20 protein-coding genes are annotated in these 19,013 nt (G+C 61.3%); 8 read left to right on the forward strand and 12 right to left on the reverse strand.

The features are described 5' to 3' along the window. Positions 1–42: 42 nt before the first annotated feature. On the reverse strand, positions 43–1,581 hold the full coding sequence (locus tag ACFIMZ_RS34015; RefSeq protein WP_431823792.1) for a ShlB/FhaC/HecB family hemolysin secretion/activation protein: 1,539 nt from the start codon (positions 1,579–1,581) through the stop codon (positions 43–45). A gap of 176 nt (positions 1,582–1,757) precedes the next feature. Here ACFIMZ_RS34015 and ACFIMZ_RS34020 point away from each other — a divergent pair, with 176 nt between their 5' ends. Continuing rightward, positions 1,758–1,958: a hypothetical protein gene (locus tag ACFIMZ_RS34020; protein WP_431823793.1), complete on the forward strand. Its 201-nt coding sequence runs from the start codon at positions 1,758–1,760 to the stop codon at positions 1,956–1,958. A gap of 351 nt (positions 1,959–2,309) precedes the next feature. Here the strand turns inward: ACFIMZ_RS34020 and ACFIMZ_RS34025 are convergent, their stop codons facing one another. Then, complete coding sequence (locus tag ACFIMZ_RS34025; RefSeq protein ID WP_431823794.1) at positions 2,310–2,744, reverse strand: ParB N-terminal domain-containing protein; 435 nt, start codon at positions 2,742–2,744, stop codon at positions 2,310–2,312. Positions 2,745–3,030: 286 nt separating this feature from the next. Between ACFIMZ_RS34025 and gcvA the strand changes: the two genes are divergently transcribed. Beyond that, the gene (gene gcvA, locus ACFIMZ_RS34030; RefSeq protein ID WP_431823795.1) at positions 3,031–3,951 is read left to right on the forward strand and encodes a transcriptional regulator GcvA; all 921 of its coding nucleotides are present in this window, start codon (positions 3,031–3,033) and stop codon (positions 3,949–3,951) included. Positions 3,952–4,018: 67 nt separating this feature from the next. On the opposite strand, the gene ACFIMZ_RS34035 is transcribed toward gcvA, so the two are convergent. Then, the gene (locus tag ACFIMZ_RS34035) at positions 4,019–4,906 is read right to left on the reverse strand and encodes a DMT family transporter (RefSeq protein ID WP_431823796.1); all 888 of its coding nucleotides are present in this window, start codon (positions 4,904–4,906) and stop codon (positions 4,019–4,021) included. 395 nt (positions 4,907–5,301) lie between these two features. On the opposite strand from ACFIMZ_RS34035, the gene ACFIMZ_RS34040 reads away from it, so the two are divergent. Beyond that, entirely contained in the window at positions 5,302–6,057 is a 756-nt protein-coding gene (locus tag ACFIMZ_RS34040; protein ID WP_431823797.1) for a hypothetical protein, read from the forward strand. A 164-nt stretch (positions 6,058–6,221) separates the two neighbouring features. Here ACFIMZ_RS34040 and cynR read toward each other — a convergent pair whose 3' ends face one another. Further along, positions 6,222–7,142 carry a transcriptional regulator CynR gene (gene cynR / locus ACFIMZ_RS34045; RefSeq protein ID WP_431823798.1) on the reverse strand — a complete coding sequence of 307 codons (921 nt, stop codon included), beginning with the start codon at positions 7,140–7,142 and terminating at the stop codon, positions 6,222–6,224. Between the two features lie 123 nt (positions 7,143–7,265). Between cynR and ACFIMZ_RS34050 the strand changes: the two genes are divergently transcribed. The 3 genes from ACFIMZ_RS34050 to ACFIMZ_RS34060 all read left to right on the forward strand — a co-directional run bounded on the left by ACFIMZ_RS34050 (position 7,266) and on the right by ACFIMZ_RS34060 (position 8,878). Beyond that, complete coding sequence (locus tag ACFIMZ_RS34050; RefSeq protein ID WP_431823799.1) at positions 7,266–7,925, forward strand: carbonic anhydrase; 660 nt, start codon at positions 7,266–7,268, stop codon at positions 7,923–7,925. 30 nt (positions 7,926–7,955) lie between these two features. Then, positions 7,956–8,426 (forward strand): cyanase, encoded by a 471-nt coding sequence (gene cynS / locus ACFIMZ_RS34055; protein WP_431823800.1) that lies wholly within the window; start codon positions 7,956–7,958, stop codon positions 8,424–8,426. 116 nt (positions 8,427–8,542) lie between these two features. After that, the gene (locus ACFIMZ_RS34060) at positions 8,543–8,878 is read left to right on the forward strand and encodes a DUF4148 domain-containing protein (protein ID WP_431823801.1); all 336 of its coding nucleotides are present in this window, start codon (positions 8,543–8,545) and stop codon (positions 8,876–8,878) included. A gap of 38 nt (positions 8,879–8,916) precedes the next feature. Here ACFIMZ_RS34060 and ACFIMZ_RS34065 read toward each other — a convergent pair whose 3' ends face one another. The 3 genes from ACFIMZ_RS34065 to ACFIMZ_RS34075 all read right to left on the reverse strand — a co-directional run bounded on the left by ACFIMZ_RS34065 (position 8,917) and on the right by ACFIMZ_RS34075 (position 11,362). Beyond that, positions 8,917–9,702, reverse strand: coding sequence for a hypothetical protein (locus ACFIMZ_RS34065; protein ID WP_431823802.1), 786 nt, complete (start codon positions 9,700–9,702; stop codon positions 8,917–8,919). Between the two features lie 120 nt (positions 9,703–9,822). Continuing rightward, positions 9,823–10,650, reverse strand: coding sequence for a hypothetical protein (locus ACFIMZ_RS34070; RefSeq protein ID WP_431823803.1), 828 nt, complete (start codon positions 10,648–10,650; stop codon positions 9,823–9,825). 121 nt (positions 10,651–10,771) lie between these two features. Continuing rightward, positions 10,772–11,362 (reverse strand): tetratricopeptide repeat protein, encoded by a 591-nt coding sequence (locus ACFIMZ_RS34075; protein ID WP_431823804.1) that lies wholly within the window; start codon positions 11,360–11,362, stop codon positions 10,772–10,774. A gap of 488 nt (positions 11,363–11,850) precedes the next feature. On the opposite strand from ACFIMZ_RS34075, the gene ACFIMZ_RS34080 reads away from it, so the two are divergent. Beyond that, positions 11,851–12,462: a TetR/AcrR family transcriptional regulator gene (locus tag ACFIMZ_RS34080; RefSeq protein WP_431823805.1), complete on the forward strand. Its 612-nt coding sequence runs from the start codon at positions 11,851–11,853 to the stop codon at positions 12,460–12,462. A gap of 295 nt (positions 12,463–12,757) precedes the next feature. Here ACFIMZ_RS34080 and ACFIMZ_RS34085 read toward each other — a convergent pair whose 3' ends face one another. After that, positions 12,758–13,252, reverse strand: a complete 495-nt coding sequence (locus ACFIMZ_RS34085; RefSeq protein ID WP_431823806.1) for a hypothetical protein — start codon at positions 13,250–13,252, stop codon at positions 12,758–12,760. 399 nt (positions 13,253–13,651) lie between these two features. Beyond that, positions 13,652–14,686 (reverse strand): MBL fold metallo-hydrolase, encoded by a 1,035-nt coding sequence (locus ACFIMZ_RS34090; protein WP_431823807.1) that lies wholly within the window; start codon positions 14,684–14,686, stop codon positions 13,652–13,654. Between the two features lie 200 nt (positions 14,687–14,886). Between ACFIMZ_RS34090 and ACFIMZ_RS34095 the strand changes: the two genes are divergently transcribed. Further along, positions 14,887–16,041, forward strand: a complete 1,155-nt coding sequence (locus ACFIMZ_RS34095; RefSeq protein ID WP_431823808.1) for an AraC family transcriptional regulator — start codon at positions 14,887–14,889, stop codon at positions 16,039–16,041. 221 nt (positions 16,042–16,262) lie between these two features. Here the strand turns inward: ACFIMZ_RS34095 and ACFIMZ_RS34100 are convergent, their stop codons facing one another. The 3 genes from ACFIMZ_RS34100 to ACFIMZ_RS34110 all read right to left on the reverse strand — a co-directional run bounded on the left by ACFIMZ_RS34100 (position 16,263) and on the right by ACFIMZ_RS34110 (position 18,999). Continuing rightward, positions 16,263–17,387 carry a porin gene (locus ACFIMZ_RS34100; RefSeq protein ID WP_431823809.1) on the reverse strand — a complete coding sequence of 375 codons (1,125 nt, stop codon included), beginning with the start codon at positions 17,385–17,387 and terminating at the stop codon, positions 16,263–16,265. Between the two features lie 198 nt (positions 17,388–17,585). After that, complete coding sequence (locus tag ACFIMZ_RS34105; protein WP_431823810.1) at positions 17,586–17,969, reverse strand: BON domain-containing protein; 384 nt, start codon at positions 17,967–17,969, stop codon at positions 17,586–17,588. Between the two features lie 67 nt (positions 17,970–18,036). Continuing rightward, positions 18,037–18,999 carry an NAD(P)H-dependent flavin oxidoreductase gene (locus tag ACFIMZ_RS34110; RefSeq protein ID WP_431823811.1) on the reverse strand — a complete coding sequence of 321 codons (963 nt, stop codon included), beginning with the start codon at positions 18,997–18,999 and terminating at the stop codon, positions 18,037–18,039. Positions 19,000–19,013 lie beyond the last annotated feature (14 nt).

Genomic DNA, 19,013 nt, shown 5'->3' on the forward strand with positions numbered 1-19,013 from the left:
CACCGGGAATCGGGTCTCTGCGCGGGCGGCACGCGCCGTCCGTTAAAAGCGTGCAACGACCTGGGCCATGAATTCGGTATCCCAAGCATCGCCGCTGAATTGCGCAAACGTCCTGCCCTTGCTGAATGCGAGGTCGGCCGACCAGGGCTTCCGGTCGAACGCGACGCCGACCGTGCCGCTGACGGCGCCCTGCCACTGCCCGCCATGCTGGCGAACGCGGCCCGCGTCGAGGCCGAGGTACGGGCTGAACGTCCCGCTTGCGACATGCTGCGGGCTCGAAACGGTCTGCCGCAGATAGAACCCGTAATCGCCGGTCAGGTAGGTATTGCGAAAGCCGCGTACGCTGCCGCGATCCGTGATGCCCATCTGTTCGATCGGTGGCAAGTTGTCCGCGCTGTATTGCGCAGCCAGCACATGGTCGAAGCGGAGGGGCTGCCGGTACGCCTGATGCGCGTGCGACCATGACAACGACGTCGTAACCTTCCTGAACTGCGAGACCGGCAAGCCGCTTCCGGGAGCATCCTTGTCCGCGCCGAGCCAGCTCAGCCCCTGCTTGTATTCCAGGTTCGCGCCGAGCACGTTGCGGCCCACAAGCGCCGTGTGATTGAGACCGGCGGCGAGCGTCGTGAGGGACGCGCTCTGAATGGCCAGCGTGCTGCCCATGAAGCGGCTCTCCACGACCTCGCGCGTCAGTTGCCCGTATGCGGAGCTGATATGCGCGCCGTCGCGGGAGAACACATACTCGCCGCGCAGCCCCGCGAACCATGAATTGCCGTCGAGCCGAACCGTATGGATGACCAGCGACGCGAGCGTGCGATAGATGGACGCGCCACCCAGCGCCGAGAATGTCCAGTGGCCGCACGGAATGCTGTAGAGCGCGCCCGCGCTGCGGCTGTAACGAGACGGATCGGTGTGAAGCGTGCTGGTTGCATTGAACGCGAGGCTGTCCGCGAGGCCGGTCGGATTGGACACGCTGAATTGGGCAACGGCCTGCGCGCGGCCCGTACTGCCGGGACCGAAGTTGTTCCAGCCGATCGAGCCATGCACCGCCCCGGCGGGAACGTCCGTCAGCACAATGACGACATCCCCGTTGCGATCGGGGTAGACGTCCATCGTCACGTGATGGCCGGGGAGCCGGTTGGCCTGCTCGAGGCCCTGATCGAGATCGTGCACGTTGACCGGCTCCCCGATCAGGCCCGGGAACAAGCTCGCCGTATTCAAGGACGTGGCGTTGCGTATCGCCGCGACCCTGGCCGGCCTGACCGTCCATGTCAGCGTCCGGCCGACGTGGCTCGGGTCCAGGTTGATGCGGAAATAGCCCCGTTGCAGGAACATCGCGGTAATCAGGCGAGTCAGCTCGCCGAGCTTCTGCGCGGTCACGCAACCGGTGGGCAGCGCGTCCAGCAGCGTTTGCTTCTGTCCGGCGCCCAGCAAGTCGAGCCCCTTCAGCTCGACGGATTGCCATTGCAGGCACGTCGTGCCAAGGTCGGTTGCCGCAGCCGGATTCGCATCGGCCGGCACGGCCTGTTGCAAGGATCTCCGGCGTGTTTCCTGCTGCTGAGCCTGCCAGAGATCCTGCATGTCCTGCATCTGCTGGCGGGACGTCTGAGCCCCATCGGGTATCGGCGCGGCCGCAGCCTTGCCGCGCGGAACCATGCACAGGAGAATGCCGATGCCGATCGCAGCACAAATGGTCGCTTGATGAATTCTTGGGCAATCGCGCATGTTTTTCCTGCATTCGCGATAGCGTGCGTGCGATGGCAACCTACTTCGCGCAATCAGCGAATCAAAACCGTGATGCGGTGCACGTTACGCTTGACATGGGTATCGCGACCATCCGTTTTTATGAAGATCCATGTCATCGAAATCATCGTGATGACCATCATCCAATTGACACATTATCGGCAGCGATTCGCAGCATCTTTAGCCGCCGGGGAAATTTAGAACTTAAAGCCTAGATTTAGCGGCTCGGGAAATTCTGCGCCAAGATTAATCAATGCAATTTCCATTCGATGTGGGCGAGCGATCGAATATGTCGCAAGCGGTCGATTCATCGACGAATCGACACTCCATGAACAACGAGAATCGACGACCTCGCAAATTCCGTATCGGCGCTCTGTCGTGAATTGAACGGGGTCGCGGATTTCTCGCTTTACCCGCTGTCGCGCATCCTGCACGCGCACGGCGGACGCGATTTCCGCTACCCGATGAACTTCACCAATTTTGATGGCGTGCTACGGCAGGGGCGGCTGGAATCGTCGAACTGGAGCGGATCAGCAAGCACCCGCTCCACTGACATCGCCCAAGCGCTACCGTCTCGCGGCGGCCCACAGCTCGGCGAGGGAGTACTCGCAAACAAAGTCGACCGGCCTCACCAGCCTGTGCCGCGTCGATTTGGGGGGATAGAGCCGCCCCGCAAGCCCGCGAGCAATGATCTCCTGCGGATGCACATCCACGTCGTCTCGCCATGCGCTGAGCACGACATCCGAGTACTCCAACAGCAAGCACGGCACGCGCGCCAGCCTGTGGTTCAACGCGAAGATCCGACGATGGTGGCCATCCATCACGATCCTGGACGAGCGTTCGACCATGATCGGCACTCGCCAGATGCCCTCGCGAAGTATCTCTGCAGCGACCTCCCGTATGCGATCGGACTGGCACTCCTCAGTCGGCAGCAAAAGCTCCGGCGATAGCAGAACCAGCTCGGGCTTCTGCGGATCGCTTTCCACTGGCTGTTGGCGCATTCCCCTCTCCGGTGGACGACATGGTTTGCCGGCCGGATCACATGGACCTGTTGCGCGAGCGATCGCGAGCCGGTTCAATGATGTTTTAGTACACCCGTGGAACGCGCACCAGCGCCGCGCGAACCGCCTCCGGAATCGGTCGCGGAGGCGAATCAAAGACTTCGATTGTTGACGCCCATGACATTTTGATTTTGGCTAAACTAAACCCGCCTTGCCCGCCTCGTGGCCGACGTGGCGGAAGGCATCGCCCGACAAGCATCCAACCCCACCGCCAACGGATAAAAAGATGAGCAAGTCACTACCACTGACCGCGCTTCACACATTCGTTGAAGTCGGCCGATGCGGCAGCATGAAGCGGGCGGCCGAAGCGATTTGCGTGTCGCCGGGCGCGGTCAGCCAGCAAATCAAGAATCTCGAGGATCGCCTGATGATCCGTCTATTCACGCGCACGGGCCGCGAAGTTGAACTGACGACAGCAGGCCAGGCGCTGTTTGACCAGCTGCTGCCCAAGTTCGAGGAGATCGAGGAAATCTGGTCGAATGGGTCTGTCACGAATCGACGACTTTCCCGCCTGACGATCAGCACGACCGCCTCGTTCGCGGGTGCATGGCTGATTCCGAGGCTAGGGCATTTCAAGGCGATGTATCCGAACATCGAAGTTTCGATCGAAAGCAGCCCCCGGCCTCTCGATCTTCGCCGCGAATATGTCGATATCGCGATTCGCCACGGACTGGGAACCTATCCGGGGCATTCCGCGTTTAAAATATGGACTCCTGAATTAATTCCCGTCTGCAGCCCGCAGCTCTTGCGTCCGGATCGACCTGTTGCAAGCCCGAAGGATTGCCTGGACTATCCGCTTTTGCAGGATGCCGATCGAGCCGACTGGACGCTTTGGCTCAAGGCCCATGACATCGATGACAAGCGGGCCTCGCGCGGCACGAGCTTCAACGATGATTCGCTGCTCGTGAAGGCTGCGGTATCCGGACAAGGTATCGCCCTCGTCAGGGATGTCTATGCAAAGGACGAGATCGCTTCGGGCCGCCTGGTTCAGGCCCTCGATCTACCGTGGCCCACGCAATTCGCCTATTACGTGGTCTGCAGCGACCAGCGCGCCGACGAAGGGAAAATCACTGCATTCCGGACGTGGATCCAGGAACAAATCGCACGGGAAACAGCGAACGCCGAGGCTGGCAAGTCGCTCGTTTAAACAAGGCTCGCCGTGGGCATGGCCGAAACTCCTGATTCGCGCGACATACTTCGACATCCGTATGAAATCAGGGCTGCCGTTTCACCTTCGGCAGGCCAGCCAGACCATTGATCTTGCCCGTCGCCAACGCCGTCCCGCACAGAATGACAACGCAGCCAACCAGCGCCTGCGCCGTGATCTTCTCGTGCAGGATGATGGCGCCCCACACCACGCCGAATACCGGAATCAGGAATGTCACCGACGCGGCAAACTGTGCGCCGGCATTGCGGATCAAACCGAAGTAGAGGATGTACGCGACCGCCGTACACAGCGCTCCCAGCAGCACGACGGCCACCCAGTCGAGCGTCTGGATTGGCGTGTGAGGCCAATACAGGAACGCCGCAGGCGCGAGCACGATCGCCGCGAACAACTGGCTGCCGAACGCCGACACGAATGGCCGCGCGCCCGCGAGTCTCCGCTTGGAGTAGTTTGCGGCGAATCCATACGACAGGGTTGCGAGGATTGCGGCCACGATCGCCCCGCCTGCCCCCTTGCTCCCCGTTCCGATCGCGTCCCACGCCAGGATCACCACGCCTCCAAATCCGACCAGCAACCCCATGATCTGCGCACGCTTGAGCGGCGAACTCAACCACAGGAACGCAATGATGGCGGTCCACATCGGCGTGGTGGCGTTGAAAATCGAATCCACACCGGCTGACACGTAGAGTGCGGCATAGGTCAGCAGGCAGAACGGCAATGCTGAATTGGTCACACCCACGATGAAAAGCGGCCCGAGGTGGGCGCGAAACTCGGCACGCGCATCCGTATTGCGAAGGACGGGAAGCAGCAGAACCGTCGCAATTCCGACGCGCAGAGCGATCAGTGGAATCACGCCGAACGCCGGCGCCCCCATCCGCATGAACAGGAACGATGCTCCCCATATGGCCGCGAGCGCGATCAATTGAATCACATTCATGACGAAGTCTCGTGTGTCGTTGAATATCCGGAATAGCGCCATGCGCCATGGCGCCCGGGGTTCAGACCAATGTGACGTCAAGCGACAATACGGACAAGCGATCTTTGCTCACGGTGACTTTAGAATATCTGCATTGACATTTTTGGAACCATTTTCCTCTGTCGATCAAGCCTGACCGAACGCAGGCCGTCGGTGGCATGCACCGAGGTCGTTGATCAACGCGTAACCAGCCAAGGTCGCGGCGATTTCCGGGATTGTTGGCACCTGTTCATATACGTATCAGGCGCTGGATCGCTTCCACCACTTTGCGGTGTTAGCATAATGCAAGGCGAGTGTCCGCCAAACGAGCCTTTGACGGACATGACTGATACGAAACATGAACGAGCATCGCTTCCGTGGATTTCCTTTACTTTCTGTTGTTCATTCTCGTCGGACTCATCGTCCTTTTGACTCCATGGATTGCCGTGGCAGGAACCATTATCTGGCTGTCCTGCTTCGTATTCAACGTATCCACCCCGCAAAACCGGAAACAGATCCGCTTGAAAAGGAAACGTTGGTGGCTGACAGCATGCATCCTGATTTTTTTCGATGCAGCGTTTATTCACAAAATCCAGGAAAGCCGCGAAAAACAGATGAACTCATATCAGCAAAGGATCATATACACCGGAAACGATTCAGTTTTAACAAAAACCGACATCGAATACCACGGATTATTGATCCCGGCCGGATCGATAGTGGAGTGCCTTGGATACGATTATGGGCCTGTCGATCACCTGACCGCCATCAATCCGACAGACGAGCTTTGCGCCGCCCGATTTTCGCGTCCGGTAACCGTACAGGGAATTGAGTTTGTTGCGCTTGTCCCGAATGGCTACAACGGCACGAATTTCCATAACTACGGATATGTAGAGCTCTCCAAAGCTCAAAAAATAAACGGAAAATCTTGCAAGAAAGGGGACATGGCGCACTACACCACACCCGGAGTTTCATTCAGGGAACCTCTCGCCCCGGAAAAGTGGACATTCGAAGAATGCGGAAACGATGAAAAACCCATCCGGCTGAACGCAGTTCCACCGCCACCGAAACCGCGTCTTTGGGATGCCTTTTTCGATGCGCTACTGCCTCATCCGGGCGGATTTTACTGCTGCTGAAAATGACTCCGGAAGAGAACTTGCATCGAGCAGCGCCCGGTCATGCGCACCGACCATCGATGTGACGCGCATCCGCGTTGGCGCATGCGCGAACAAGGACCTGGCGAAGCGCGGCAAACCTGCGGCGCGCTACCCCACAAATAGAATGATTTAATCAGCAGTATTTACTGTCCGGATGCCGGTGCCGCTTGCTTCGGACGCCGCGCGAGCGTCTTCGCTACGTCCAAAGCGACCTCGACGAAGGCGCGCGCAGCGGCCGTTTGGTAGACGCCCTTGCGCTGCATGAGGACCGCCGTTCGTTGCAGCAGCAATGGATCCAGGGAGACGGCGGCCAGATCATCCCGCCCGCGCGCAATCGTTGCCGGCAGCAAGGTGGACAAATTGGTTCTTTGAATGATTTCGATCACCGCGCTGATCGAATTGACCTCCATGAGCACCCGAGGGCGCAGGTCGTTCTGCCGGCAATAGCGATCGATATGCTCGCGCGTCGCAAATTCAGCGCTCAGCAAGATCAGCGATTCGTCGTTCAGCGCGCTCACGCCCACCGAGCGCCGCTTCGCCAACGGATGATGCCGCCCCACGACCAGGGCGAGCGTCTCGACCAGCAAGTGTTGCGCGTCGATATCCTGCGAATGGACCTCTTCGAATGCAATGCCTACGTCGAGTTCGTCGTCGACCAGCAGTTCCTCCATGCGCTCCTGGGACATCTCGCACACCGTCAATGTGACGCCAGGGTAACGACCGTGAAACGATTCGACCAGCGGTCCGATGAAATAAGACGTGAACGTCGGCGTCACGGCAATACGCAGCGAGCCCCGGCTCAGGTCCCCCACGTCGTGGATCGCACGCTTGCCTTCCTCCAGGCCCTGCAACGCACGGCGCGCATATCGGAAGTACACCTCCCCCGCGTCGGTCAGCCGCGTCGTTCTCCCCGTGCGATCGAAGAGCTGCGCCCCGAGGCTTTCTTCCAGCTGCTTGATCTGCTGCGACAAGGCCGGCTGGGACACATGCAACGCAGCGGCGGCACGCGTGAAGCTGTGGTGCTCCGCCACGGCCAGGAAGTATTTGATGTGGCGTACGAGCATGCCGGCCTCACATAAGAAAATCAAATTGACTGCATAATAAATCGGTATTTTTACTTATACAAGCCGGCGCGTAATCTTCGGTCCATCGCATCGCACAACGCGATGGCCCACGGAGGATTCGCCATGAAAGACATCATTGAAGGCTTCCTGCAGTTCCAGCGAGACGCCTTTCCCAAGCGCGCCGAACTGTTCAAGGGTCTGGCCACGCAGCAGAGCCCTCGAGCGCTGTTCATCTCGTGCTCCGACAGCCGTCTGGTGCCCGAACTCGTCACGCAACGCGAGCCTGGCGACCTGTTCGTGATCCGCAACGCCGGCAACATCGTCCCGTCCTACGGTCCTGAGCCGGGCGGCGTCTCGGCTTCGGTCGAATATGCGGTTGCAGCGCTGCGCGTATCGGACATCGTGGTCTGCGGACACTCGGACTGCGGCGCGATGACCGCGATTGCCACCTGCAAATGCATGGATCACATGCCGGCGGTGGGCAGCTGGCTGCGTTACGCCGATTCGGCTCGCGTCGTGAACGAGGCTCGCACCCACGCGAGCGAGCATCACAAGGTGGATGCAATGGTGCGGGAGAACGTGATCGCGCAGCTTGCGAACATCCAGACGCATCCGTCAGTACGCCTGGCCCTCGACGAGGGGCGGGTCGCGCTCCACGGCTGGATCTATGACATCGAAAGCGGTTGTATCGAAGCGTTCGATGGCGCCACCGGCAAATTCGTTTCCCTGGCGGACAACCCCGAAGTCCGTGCGACGACCCATCAGCTCCTGGCAGCTGCTTGATTTCCATCCCTCACTCAAGGAGATATCACCATGATCCAATCCCAAGCCAGCAAGAACGCCCGCCTCGACCTGGCAGACGCCATCCTCCTCGCCAAGGCCAGGAAGAATCTGTCGTTCGCCCAGATCGCCGAGGGCACGGGCCTGCACGAAGTGTTCGTGACCGCGTCGCTGCTCGGCCAGCATCCGCTGCCCGCCGAAGCTGCCGAGCACGTCGGCAAGACGCTGGACCTCGACGCCGATGCGGTCGCGCTGCTGCAGACCATCCCGGTGCGCGGCAGTATCGAGGACCGCGTGCCGACCGACCCGACCATGTACCGCTTCTACGAGATGCTGCAGGTCTACGGCACGACCCTCAAGGCCCTGGTTCACGAGAAGTTCGGCGACGGGATCATCAGCGCGATCAACTTCAAGCTCGACGTGAAGAAGGTCGACGATCCGGAAGGCGGCTCGCGCGCCGTCATCACGCTGGACGGCAAGTACCTGCCGACCAAGCCGTTCTGAGTCCCCGTCGAAACGACGCGGCTGGCGCGCCGCGCCAGCCGATGTCGCACCCCGACGTCATCGCGTCGGCCATCGCCAGGTGGCCACCGTTGAAACGCTTTGCTGTGGAGAAAACCATGAAATCACCCATTCTCGCCGCGCTTGTCATCGCCGGAACGCTCGCCGCCCCGGCCGTCGCGCACGCAGACGCGCAAGCCTTGAGCCGCGCCCAGGTACGCGCCGAACTCGCTCAACTCCGGGCTGCGGGCTACGATCCATCTCGCGGAGAAGACGCAAACTACCCGACGGAGATACAGGCAGCCGAAGCGCGCATCGCAGCCCGACGTGACGCCAACGCGAATGCCAGTTCGTACGGCGGCAGCAATATGGCCGGTTCGTCGGAAGCCGGCGCTCGCAAGGTAGGACGACATCTCGATAACGATGGCATGAAGCCCGTCTACTTTGGCCAGTGACCATTCCACCCATGCTGGGGTGCGAGAATTCCCGGAATTCAGTACGACTTGCCGGCAACGGTGGCCGACTCCAGTTCGCGCGTCAGGATCTGCGCGCCGCCGATATCCGCGACCGACTTGACCAGGCCGACGCCCGGCGCCAACCAGTCGTCCGCGATCGTCGTGCTCGTTCGAGCCTGATTGGACAGGGTCTCGGTGGAGTGATAGTGGCACGCGCTATCGAAGACCTTGCCGTTTTTGAGGCGCACTGTTTCCCGGGCGACATACGTACGCTGTATCGATATCGATGTTTGTGCCCCGCCTGACGGAATGACGGGCGTATCCACATAAGTCGCCGTCTCGCTCCCCGAAAGCCCGATCGTCTCGACATACGGCGGCGAGTTCACGTCGCGCAGCGCCAGGGTTCCAGAGCTATAGACCTCGCCACCGTAATTCGCGCGCACGCCATTGCCGACGAGATAGTAGTGGTTGGTCTGGATGGGCGAGCCGGATGACGTTTCGGCCTGCTGCGTCATGGCGATGCCCTGGAACGTCGCTGGCGCGAACGTTCGCGTGTATATGCCGTTGTCGACGGCCGGGCTTTGCGGCGTGGCTTGCGTGTACATGTGCAATTTCACGGTATCGCCTTGCCGGTAGACCGGATCGCACGCGACGTTCGAGGCTGGCGTCGTGCTGGAATTGCCGCCCGGTGCACCCTGGGTCGGCGTTGCGCTGCTATTGCCGCTCGTGGCGCCCGGAGCCGGTGAATCGTCTCCCCCGCAAGCGGCCAGCACCATGCTCGCCAGTATCGCCATCGGAAACGCCCTCATCGGTGTCTTCTTCATTTTTCCCTCTCAAAGTCGGCAAGTCGCTTCGTCGGAAAGCTGTCCGTCGGTAGATCGCCTCGGGCGAGAAGGCGCGATGATGCACGGCGCCCCCGAACCGGATGGATATCGGTGAAGCGATCAGTTGACCCGCAACTGACCGCCGCGGCCGAGGCCGCCCTTGACGTCCTGCGCCTTGTAGCTGCGCAGTGCGACGACCATCTTGTTGTACGCGTCGATGAACGCGACGACGGTCGCCTTGCCTTCCGGCGTCGACGAGAAACCGGCAAGCGCGCCGCCCACGCCGCCGCCGAAGCCGCCCAGCGCCGCGCCGTAGTTGGTCGCCGTCGAACTGCCTTCCGACGCCGCGATCTGCACGGCCGAGCGCACGTCGAACAGCGTCAGCGTGACGACCGATGCCTTCGTCTGCAGGTGGCCTGCCACCGCCGTCACCGCGCCGTTGCCGATCAGTCCGCCGATCATGCTGCCGATGCCGCCGATCGGCGAATCGTTGATGACGATCTGCGGCTCCATGTAGTAGTCGGCTGCGACACGCTGGCCCTGCTGCTGCTTCGAGCCGGCGCGGTACTCGCCGGAGTTGCGCTGGAGCTGCGTGATGCGCGACAGCCGGGCGTCGCTCTTCTGGTTGCCGATCGACGTGATCACGAAGCAGTTCGATTGCTGGACGGCCAGGCGCAGCAGCGGATCGATGGTCGTCATCTTGGTCGCGCTGCCGAACGGCCCCCACCAGTCGGCATTGCGGCCGTCGTCGACCGCGATCGTGCCGAGCGGCGACGCGCAGCGCTGGAGCGTCGAGTCGGCACCGGCGCTCGCGCCGCCCGCGGCCGCGCCGGTCACGCCGGCGTTCTGGCCACCCGGCGATACGATGCCGCCGCAGCCCGCGAAGGACGCACAAAGCGCTGCGACCAGCGCACCTTGGGTGAGACGATGGGAAAGGATGGTCTTCATGTCGTTATCGATTTCAAGAGTCGATGTCCGGCTTACGCGTCCGTGCGAACTTCGATAAGCCCCCCGGCAAGGCGCGCGATGGTGGTCTCCCAGCGGCTGCCCCCGATGCTTCCGGCTCCGGTCAATAGCCGTGCCAGTACGTCTGATTCCAGACGCCGTAATACGGATAGCCCGAATACCAGTAGCCGTAATAGACGTCACGCCATTGCGTGCGCCATTTCCAGTCTTCTTCGTCTTCCTTCCTGGCCTTGCGCGCGAGCTCGAGCAGTTTCTTCGACTCCTTGTCGCCGCGGCCCGCCGCGATCGACAGCCACTTGTCCGCTTCGCGCGGATCGGAGCCCATTTCCTCGAGGCCGAACAGGTAGAAGCTGCCGAGCGCCTTCTGCGCCTGCAGGTCGCCGCGCTCGGCGGCGTCGCGCATCCACTTGAGTGCCTGGTAGCTGTCCTGGCGCACGCCGTCGCCGCGGAAATAACGCAGGCCGAGGTCGTAGGCGGCCTTCGGCTGGGTCCTCGCGGCTTGCATCAGCGATACGATGCGCGGATCTTCCGGGTCTTCCGAATCGCCCCTTTTTTGATAGGAGACCTGATCTTTAGGGCGATCGGAACAACCTGCGTCGTCGCAGATCCGCACCGTGTTGCTGGTGGCGGACGGATCCCGCGCGCACGCGGCCAATAGCAACAGCAGCCCCAGTGTGAGTAAACGGCGATGCATTGGCACTCTCCTCGAGTTTTATTTGCGCCGCAATTCTTCGAGCTATCCCGCCCCGTGAGCTCGCCTCACCCGGTTGCCCGCGATGTGGCGAATTCAATCCGCCAACGTCGGCACGCAGTCCAAGGCTCTCTCAGGTTCTCTTTTCGTCTTGCAATGCCACTGCAACGTCTGAAGCCGGCGAAGACAGGGGGGCACAACCGCTCCGCCACGGCATTCGCTCAATCCCGCGACGGCGCCCGCTGCGGCGCCGTCGAGCGGTGAAACGTCGGCTGACGTTCCGGTTCTTTTAAGCAGACGACATCGATCTTCATTTTCTGTTTTCAAATGATACATATCGGTCTATCCAATAGTCAAGGCAACTTGCGGACACGTATCGCGAGTGGGCCGGCCGGGTCGGAAATGCCGGTGGCGAGACCAAATGTGACCGAGCGGTACGATGCTAAAATGCCCGATCCAGGCAGCCGTAAGGATCAAGGAGGGAGCCGTTCGTGCGAGCCAGCAAACGCCAGTTGGTGGTAGACAAAGCTACCGAACTGTTCTCGAAGCACGGTTTTCATCCGGTCGGTGTCGACTGGATCATCGACGATTCTCGCGTCGCCCGAATGACGCTATACCGGCACTTTCCGAGCAAGGACGAACTCATCCGGGAAGTGCTGGTCCAGCGTTACGACCTGATCGTAGGCAGTATCGACGCGCAACTGCAGCACGTCGTCGATCCGGTCGAGCGGGTCAAGACGATCTTCGACTGGTACGAAGCGTGGTTCAATACGCCGGCATTCGCCGGTTGCCTGTTCGAGCGCGCATTGGCCGAATTCGGAACGGAGTATGCGCCCATCTCGGATGTCGCGATCCGCTATCGCCGCAAGATGGTCGAATGGATCGGCGAACTGCTCGCGGATCTCGTTTCGCCCGAAACGGCAAAACGGCTGGCGGCCGTCTACATGATGCTGCTGGACGGTGCGACAGTAGAAGCGAGAGCGTTCAACGATTCGGCGTCTGCGAGGCGGGCGTGGCAGGCCGCAAAATCGCTTCTGGAACAGGAAATACGTGCCGGCGCCGAGCACGCGAAACACGCGGACTCCCATACGCAACACGCGTGACAAGTTTCCCCCGTAGGTAATAGGCCGAATCTCAAAGCAAGGCCAATCCAGGCCAGTCAGAGTCTTGCACAAGCATCTGTCGTGAAATGACGGTTGAACGCTCTGGACACGACGGCAAAGATATTGCGTTGATGACCAGGCATTGCGCCGGGGCCATCGGCTATCGATAGATTGACTCTCCATTCTTTACAGAGCGGCGCAAATCGAGCTCGCGGCCTGTGAAATATGCGATCGGAAGCCGCGCCAGTGAACTTCCGAAGTCGTCAAAACGATAGCGAAGCCGCTCCCCGCAAATTCATGCCCGGCTGCGGCACGAACGAAGCCAAAAAAACTGCAACGTCGATCCCAGCACAAAAACACCTAGCCACACTGCGAGTGATCCGCGCACGATTGGGGATTCGGGGCCATTCGCGAGGGGATGACCAACCGGCAGTCGTGTCAGCGTCTCGTTGATCCCGGGGACCAACAGCAGAAAGAAGCTGAACGTGAATGCGACCTGGGACAGGTACAGCCGCGCACGCCCCAGGACTTTGATTCGCGGGACGAGTACCCCGCCCGATGTTGCGAGCAGCGCCAGGATGCCGAGTGCGTGCCCAATATTGAAGCCGCCGGTACTGGACAAACCAAACGATGTGAACACCGATACCACCATCCCTGCCAAGTAAATCCTGGCGGACCGGGTAGTGCTATCGATCTTTTGATATCGGGCGAAGCTATAGAGACCTGCGGCGACCGTCACCAAGCTGACAATGGTGTGAACCGCGCCCAAAGAGGAAATGGGATGAGGCATAGGACGACGACTCCTTCTGAAGGTGTGGCCCCGGATCGCCGTGGCGCTGGCGACACGGGAGAACGCAAGGGGTCGATCAATACTCACAAAGCAACCAACCAGTTGGTCGATTCAATAATTCGAAAATTGAGCGCCGTAGCGCCCTGTCTGCGCGGAAGATGTTCAGTTCACCGCGCTCGAGCGGTTGATTGCCGCTCGCGAAACGACCTGAAACGAATCTGCGTTGCCCAGGGCCCGCGCCGTCAACATGGCGCAATGCACGTCAACGATGCGCCATCGCGGATGCCTTCCGCCCAATAACTGGTGCAGGCCATGCCCCTGTCGCCATTCAGGCTCAAGGTGCATGTCTCGCCAGACTGGCGCAGATCTCGCGGCTCATCAACGTGGCATGCGTCCGCTTCAAGCTTCCAGGGAATACCAGGCGACGTTGTTGTCGTCCACCACACACTTCACAACGCGCTTGGCAATGAGGTAGTTCATACAGGCCACGGCTTCGCCGGTCGCAAGACTCAGTTGCTGCGCATCCTGTTCCCCGATGGGACGGCCGAACAGAGGGGCAAACGCGTCGACGATCCGTTGGGGCCCGGTCGCCAACGATTGGCGCAGTCGATCCAGGGCACGGTCCTGTCCGGATTTGAGCGACGCCAAGCGTTCATGCAAACCGTAGAAGGGCTCGTTGTGAGACGGCAGCACAAGCACATCATTGGGCACGCCGTTCATCAGCTTGCCGAGCGACTCGTACCACTCCTGCAGCGGATTGGCTTGCGGCTCGCTGGCGAACACCGACACATTCGACGAAATCTTCGGTAGCACCTGATCGCCGGAGATCAGCAGCTTCAGATCGGGGCAGTACAGGCAAACATGCTCGGGCGAGTGACCACCGGTTGTGATGATCCGCCAGTCGTGCTCGCCCAGCCGAACCTGATGGCCGTCCTGCAGTCGCTGATAGCTCTCGGGCAGCGCGTGAATATGCTTGCCGAAGCTGCCGAAGCGGCTGCGATAGCCCTCGATGGCGGACTCCGACCACCCCGCGCGCCGATGAAACAGCACCCCGTCGCGGGGGGCCTCGCGGTTCGTGTCGGCATGCACGACCCGGCAGGACAGGTATTCGAGGCGGCTCATGTGCAGCGGTATGCCTGCGCGACGCGTGAACCAGCCTGCCAGGCCGATGTGATCCGGGTGCATGTGCGTGGCGTACACCCCTTGGAGCGGCCGTGCCAGTGGCCCCTGCGCCATTAGCGCCAACCAGTCGACCACGGTGTCAGGGGAGTTCAGGCCGGTGTCCACCAGCACCCAGCCGTCGGGGGTGTCGATGGCCCATACGTTGATGTGATCGAGCTTGAACGGCATCGACAGCCGGATCCAGCGCACACCGGTGGCGACCTCGACTGTGTGGCGCGGCAAAGGGGGGTCGAATGGGTACAGAAGTGCCATGGCGTCGATCGAGGGAGTCAAATTCCCATGAGCCCCCCGTCCGGAGTGTGGCTTCACCACTTACGTAGCCGGACTCGGGAGGACAGAGCAGAGAGACCGCACCGACGCCGTTCGGCGCGCCCGGTGCGTCCCCAGGGGATCGTCATGCATGGTGTAAAGGGGGACGTCATGCAACGTGGTTCGATACTAGGCAGAGCGTCGTGCGCACACTGGTCCGTCGAGCCAATTCGCCGGTCCGCGCAGCATCCGGGATTTCCCTCTGGACGGCGCTGCGGCGCACGCCTAAGCTTTCCCGAAGCATGCAAGCCCCTCCTTTTATGCCTTCCCCCGTCGTCGCCCCCGATCAGCCGAGCGTCATCGCCGGCTACGCGCTGGCGATTGCGCGCGCGCTCGAGCACAACGGCGTGGACGCGCGCCGTGTGCTGCGCGCGGTCGGGCTCACGGAAACCGTGAGCAACGACCCTTTGCAGCGCCTTTCGTCGACCCAGGTCACCGCGCTCTACCGAGCCTGCGTCGAGGTCACACATGACCCGTACTTCGGCCTGACCGTCGGGCGCTTCATCCACGCGTCGAACATCCACGCGGTCGGCTATGCGCTGATGGCCAGTCGCACCCTGCTGGACTTTTGCCTGCGGCTGGAGCGCTACTTCGCGATCGTCTCGCAGTCGGCCGCAGTGCGTGTCGAGCGCAACGCGCAGGAGGTTGCACTGCGCTTTGGCCACCAGACGAACCTGTGCGGCGAGACCGAAGACGCCTTCACCGCGTTCCTGCTGCGCTTCATGCGCCTGTTGTACCGGCAGGATTTTTCGCCACTGCGCGTGGAGCTGCACCACGCCTGTCCGAGCGAGGGGCCGAAGCCGTACACCCAAGCCTTCGGCGTGGCGCCGACTTTCGGTCATAACGAATCCGCGCTCATCTTCTCGGCTGCGGCGGTGGAAGATCCATTGTCGGGCGCCTGCGCCGAGCTCGCTCAGTACAATGACAAGATCGCCACCGAATACCTTGCCAGGCTGGACCACGCGGACCTGACTGCGCGCGTGCGCGCAAAGATCATCAAGATGCTGCCCGCGGGCGACTGCACGCGCCGCAAGCTCGCGCAGGAGCTGTGCATGAGTCAGGCGACGCTGCAACTGAAGCTCGCGCAGCGCGGCACGAGCTTCCAGGACCTGCTCAGCGAGACGCGCCGCGAGCTGGCGCTGGGCTACCTCGCGCAGCGCAGCCTGTCGGTGACCGAAATCACCTTCCTGCTCGGCTTCACCGACACGAGCAATTTCGCGCGCGCCTTCAAGCGCTGGACGGGCACGTCGCCAACGTTTTACCGGGCCAAGCTGCTACGGGGCGACGCGGCGGATTAGCGCGTGCGCGCCACGCAGGTCGCACCGAGAAGCACACCCGGACCGACGCGAGAGATCTGGTTCGTGACAGGGCCCTCCTTTAACAAGGCGGCCCTTTCATTCCAGGCGGCATCGTGCCGCCCATCCCCCCTCATGCAGGCAGCGCCCAATCGAAGTCAATCCCGTGAATCGGTCCCATGTCACGGTGCACCCATTCGTCGAACCTGGCGATGAGGCAGTCGCTAGAAAGCGTGACGGATGCCCAGCATGGCCGCTGTCGTGCTCATGCCCGGCGCCACGGGCTGGCCAAACGTGATTGGCTGGGTCATCGTTCCCCGGTTGTTCACGTGCCCCACCTGGCCGTAGACGAGCGTCGCTTTCGACAGGCTGTACTCCGCGCCGGCGGCAACTTCGATCGACTTGTTGGCCGAGTTGTTGCGGTCCTTCAGGTAGTACACGCCACTGGTCACCTTGAAGGCAGGCGAGAACTGGTAGCCGAGGCCGGCCGAATACAGGTCGAGGTTGACCAGGCCAGAATGCGCCGGATTCCTGCCGTTCGAATACGATGCGGAAACCGAGAATGCACGGTACGTGTATAGCGCACCCACGTAGAGAAGGCGGTTATTGGCAAGTCCGGTGGGCACCGTCGTCGGGCCGGGGTTCGTGTCGTGGCCAATGTAGTAGCCAAGCGCAAGACGAAGGCCATAGTTCGAGTATTTCAATACGGCGGACTCCCGCGTACCTCCCTGGAAGCTGCCCGGCACCCCTCCGGGTGCATACTCGAGTGCCGCGGACAGGCCAGCGAACTTTGGCGATTCATAGACAATCGCATTGCTGTCGTACAACGCGCCGATTGGCGCATTGGTGCTGATGCCCTGCCAGCCGGCAGCCTGGTTCATGCCGAGCCACGCAGTCAGCGTGCTGCCGAAATAGTGAGCCCCCCGTACGTCGGTCTCGGCCATTGCATAGGCAATCGGCACGATCTGGCGACCGAAGTTCAGTGTACCGAACGGTCCAGACACGCCTACGGTCGCGATCTGGTTGAACTGTGCCGCCACGCCCGGCGTATCGGCCAGGTTGAACCTGCCGGTGCCGCTGTCGAACTCGCCTTGCAGTTTGAAATTGACGTGATACCCGCCACCGATGTCCTCTGATCCCTTGAGTCCCCAGGCGCTCGCATAGATACCGCCATCCTTGTAGCGATAGACCTTGCCGCGGTTCGGCGCCGTCGGGCTCAACGAGGCCGCCGACGTGCTTTGATACAACATCCCGGAATCGATGACACCGTACAGCGTCACTGACGACTGTGCGTGTACCGCACTACCTGTTGCCGCCAAAACGGCTGCAGCTATCCATTTCAGTTTCATTGCGTCTCCGATTTTTTTGCTTTAAGGCGGCCTGTTGCGACCGCTGTACCTACTGAACACGTCGGATGCTTCGCCTCAACGCCAACTGCGTGCGTCGAGGGCTCCCGAGGCAACAAGACGGCCTCGCGATCTCAACACCGACACCAGAACCCGCAACGCTTGCACGCTCGCGCTTACTTCCCCCGATGTGCGAGCCGTTTACTCACCGCCAAACGGCTTTTGCACGATCAGCTTGTTGGTCACGGAGGTCACCCCCGGAACACCCTTCACGATCTCCGCAACCGCATTGACCTGCGAAGCGTCCGTGACCGTGCCGTTCAGCGTCACAGCACCACCTCTTGCGACGATGCTGATATTGCCGGCGCTGATCTCCTTGTGCTTGCCGATCGCGGCATATACCTGCCGGCGCAGCGCGTGATTGGCTTTCCTTGTGCTGACGGGAGCCGCTGGGCGTTCCGCAGCGGATGCAGCCGGCATACCGGCAGGTGCACTGGCCGCCTGGCCCGGCTGCGACCATGCGTTGCCGGACGCGGCCACAATCAATGCGGCAATCGCCAACGCGCGTGCCTGAATACTTTTCATCGAATACTCCGGGTGTGATGAAGGAGGGAATCAGAAGGTGTGGCGGATGCCAAATGCATTCGATGCGTCATTCCCGCTCCGAAGCGCAGGAAAAGCGCGCGATGAAATTGGATACAGCCTCATCGAACTCCGATTTCATGCGTGAAATCAGCTCGGACATTGGCAGAACATCCTTGATGGCCCCGACGCCCTGGCCCGCCGACCATACTTGCTTCCACGGCTGGGCTCCGAGTTCGGCCAATTCTTTTTCGACACTGACAGTCGCGCGGCCTGGAAGATTTCCGGGATCGAAACCGCAGGAGATCAGGGAAGCGTTCAAAAAATTCGCAGGAATACCCGAGATGGCCGGTGTGTAAGTGATATCGGCAGCATGGCTGTCGATGATCATTTGCTTGTATTCCGCAGGCGCAAGGCTCTCTTTGGTATTGATGAACCGGGTCCCGATGTAGGCAAAGTCGGCTTGCATCATGGTCGCCGCGGCGACGTCCGTTCCCGTCGAGAGACAGCCGGACAGAATGATGGCGCCTTTAAAAAACGCCCGCACTTCGTTCAGCAACGCGAACGGATTCTTGTCGCCGGCATGGCCGCCCGCGCCGGCTGTGACCAGGATCAGGCCGTCGACCCCGGCGGCCGCCGCTTTCCTTGCGTGATCCAGATTGATGACGTCGTGAAAGACCAGCCCGCCGTATCCGTGAATCCGGTCGACGACGTCGCGCGCCGCGCCAAGCGACGTGATGACCAGCGGCACCCGGTGACGGATCGTGACCTCGAGGTCGGCGGCCAACCTGGGGTTCGTCTTGTGAACGATGAGATTGACGGCATAGGGCGCGTCGTTCGGCCCCAGCCCCGCGTTGATCGTATCCAGCCAGTCCGAATAGCCTTCGGTGGTGCGATGATTCAATGCCGGCAGCGATCCGATCACACCGGCCCTGCAGGCCGCCAGCACGAGTTCCGGTCCTGAAACCAGAAACATCGGCGCGACGATCACCGGCAATTCGAGGTTCTTGTCGAGGGCGGATGGTATGGCCATGGGTCGACTCCTGT

The organism is Burkholderia sp. F1 (assembly GCF_050813845.1).
GTDB lineage: Bacteria > Pseudomonadota > Gammaproteobacteria > Burkholderiales > Burkholderiaceae > Burkholderia > Burkholderia ubonensis.

Bases quoted from the DNA above. Each gene is read 5' to 3' on its own strand.
- ACFIMZ_RS34015 (WP_431823792.1), bottom strand. From the start codon at position 1,581: ATGCAGGATCTCTGGCAGGCTCAGCAGCAGGAAACACGCCGGAGATCC.
- cynR (WP_431823798.1), bottom strand. From the start codon at position 7,142: ATGCTCGTACGCCACATCAAATACTTCCTGGCCGTGGCGGAGCACCAC.
- ACFIMZ_RS34110 (WP_431823811.1), bottom strand. From the start codon at position 18,999: ATGGCCATACCATCCGCCCTCGACAAGAACCTCGAATTGCCGGTGATC.
- ACFIMZ_RS34075 (WP_431823804.1), bottom strand. From the start codon at position 11,362: ATGCATCGCCGTTTACTCACACTGGGGCTGCTGTTGCTATTGGCCGCG.
- ACFIMZ_RS34100 (WP_431823809.1), bottom strand. From the start codon at position 17,387: ATGAAACTGAAATGGATAGCTGCAGCCGTTTTGGCGGCAACAGGTAGT.
- ACFIMZ_RS34025 (WP_431823794.1), bottom strand. From the start codon at position 2,744: ATGCGCCAACAGCCAGTGGAAAGCGATCCGCAGAAGCCCGAGCTGGTT.
- ACFIMZ_RS34020 (WP_431823793.1), top strand. From the start codon at position 1,758: ATGGCAACCTACTTCGCGCAATCAGCGAATCAAAACCGTGATGCGGTG.
- ACFIMZ_RS34035 (WP_431823796.1), bottom strand. From the start codon at position 4,906: ATGAATGTGATTCAATTGATCGCGCTCGCGGCCATATGGGGAGCATCG.
- ACFIMZ_RS34070 (WP_431823803.1), bottom strand. From the start codon at position 10,650: ATGAAGACCATCCTTTCCCATCGTCTCACCCAAGGTGCGCTGGTCGCA.
- ACFIMZ_RS34065 (WP_431823802.1), bottom strand. From the start codon at position 9,702: ATGAAGAAGACACCGATGAGGGCGTTTCCGATGGCGATACTGGCGAGC.
- gcvA (WP_431823795.1), top strand. From the start codon at position 3,031: ATGAGCAAGTCACTACCACTGACCGCGCTTCACACATTCGTTGAAGTC.
- ACFIMZ_RS34090 (WP_431823807.1), bottom strand. From the start codon at position 14,686: ATGGCACTTCTGTACCCATTCGACCCCCCTTTGCCGCGCCACACAGTC.
- ACFIMZ_RS34085 (WP_431823806.1), bottom strand. From the start codon at position 13,252: ATGCCTCATCCCATTTCCTCTTTGGGCGCGGTTCACACCATTGTCAGC.
- ACFIMZ_RS34050 (WP_431823799.1), top strand. From the start codon at position 7,266: ATGAAAGACATCATTGAAGGCTTCCTGCAGTTCCAGCGAGACGCCTTT.
- ACFIMZ_RS34060 (WP_431823801.1), top strand. From the start codon at position 8,543: ATGAAATCACCCATTCTCGCCGCGCTTGTCATCGCCGGAACGCTCGCC.
- cynS (WP_431823800.1), top strand. From the start codon at position 7,956: ATGATCCAATCCCAAGCCAGCAAGAACGCCCGCCTCGACCTGGCAGAC.
- ACFIMZ_RS34105 (WP_431823810.1), bottom strand. From the start codon at position 17,969: ATGAAAAGTATTCAGGCACGCGCGTTGGCGATTGCCGCATTGATTGTG.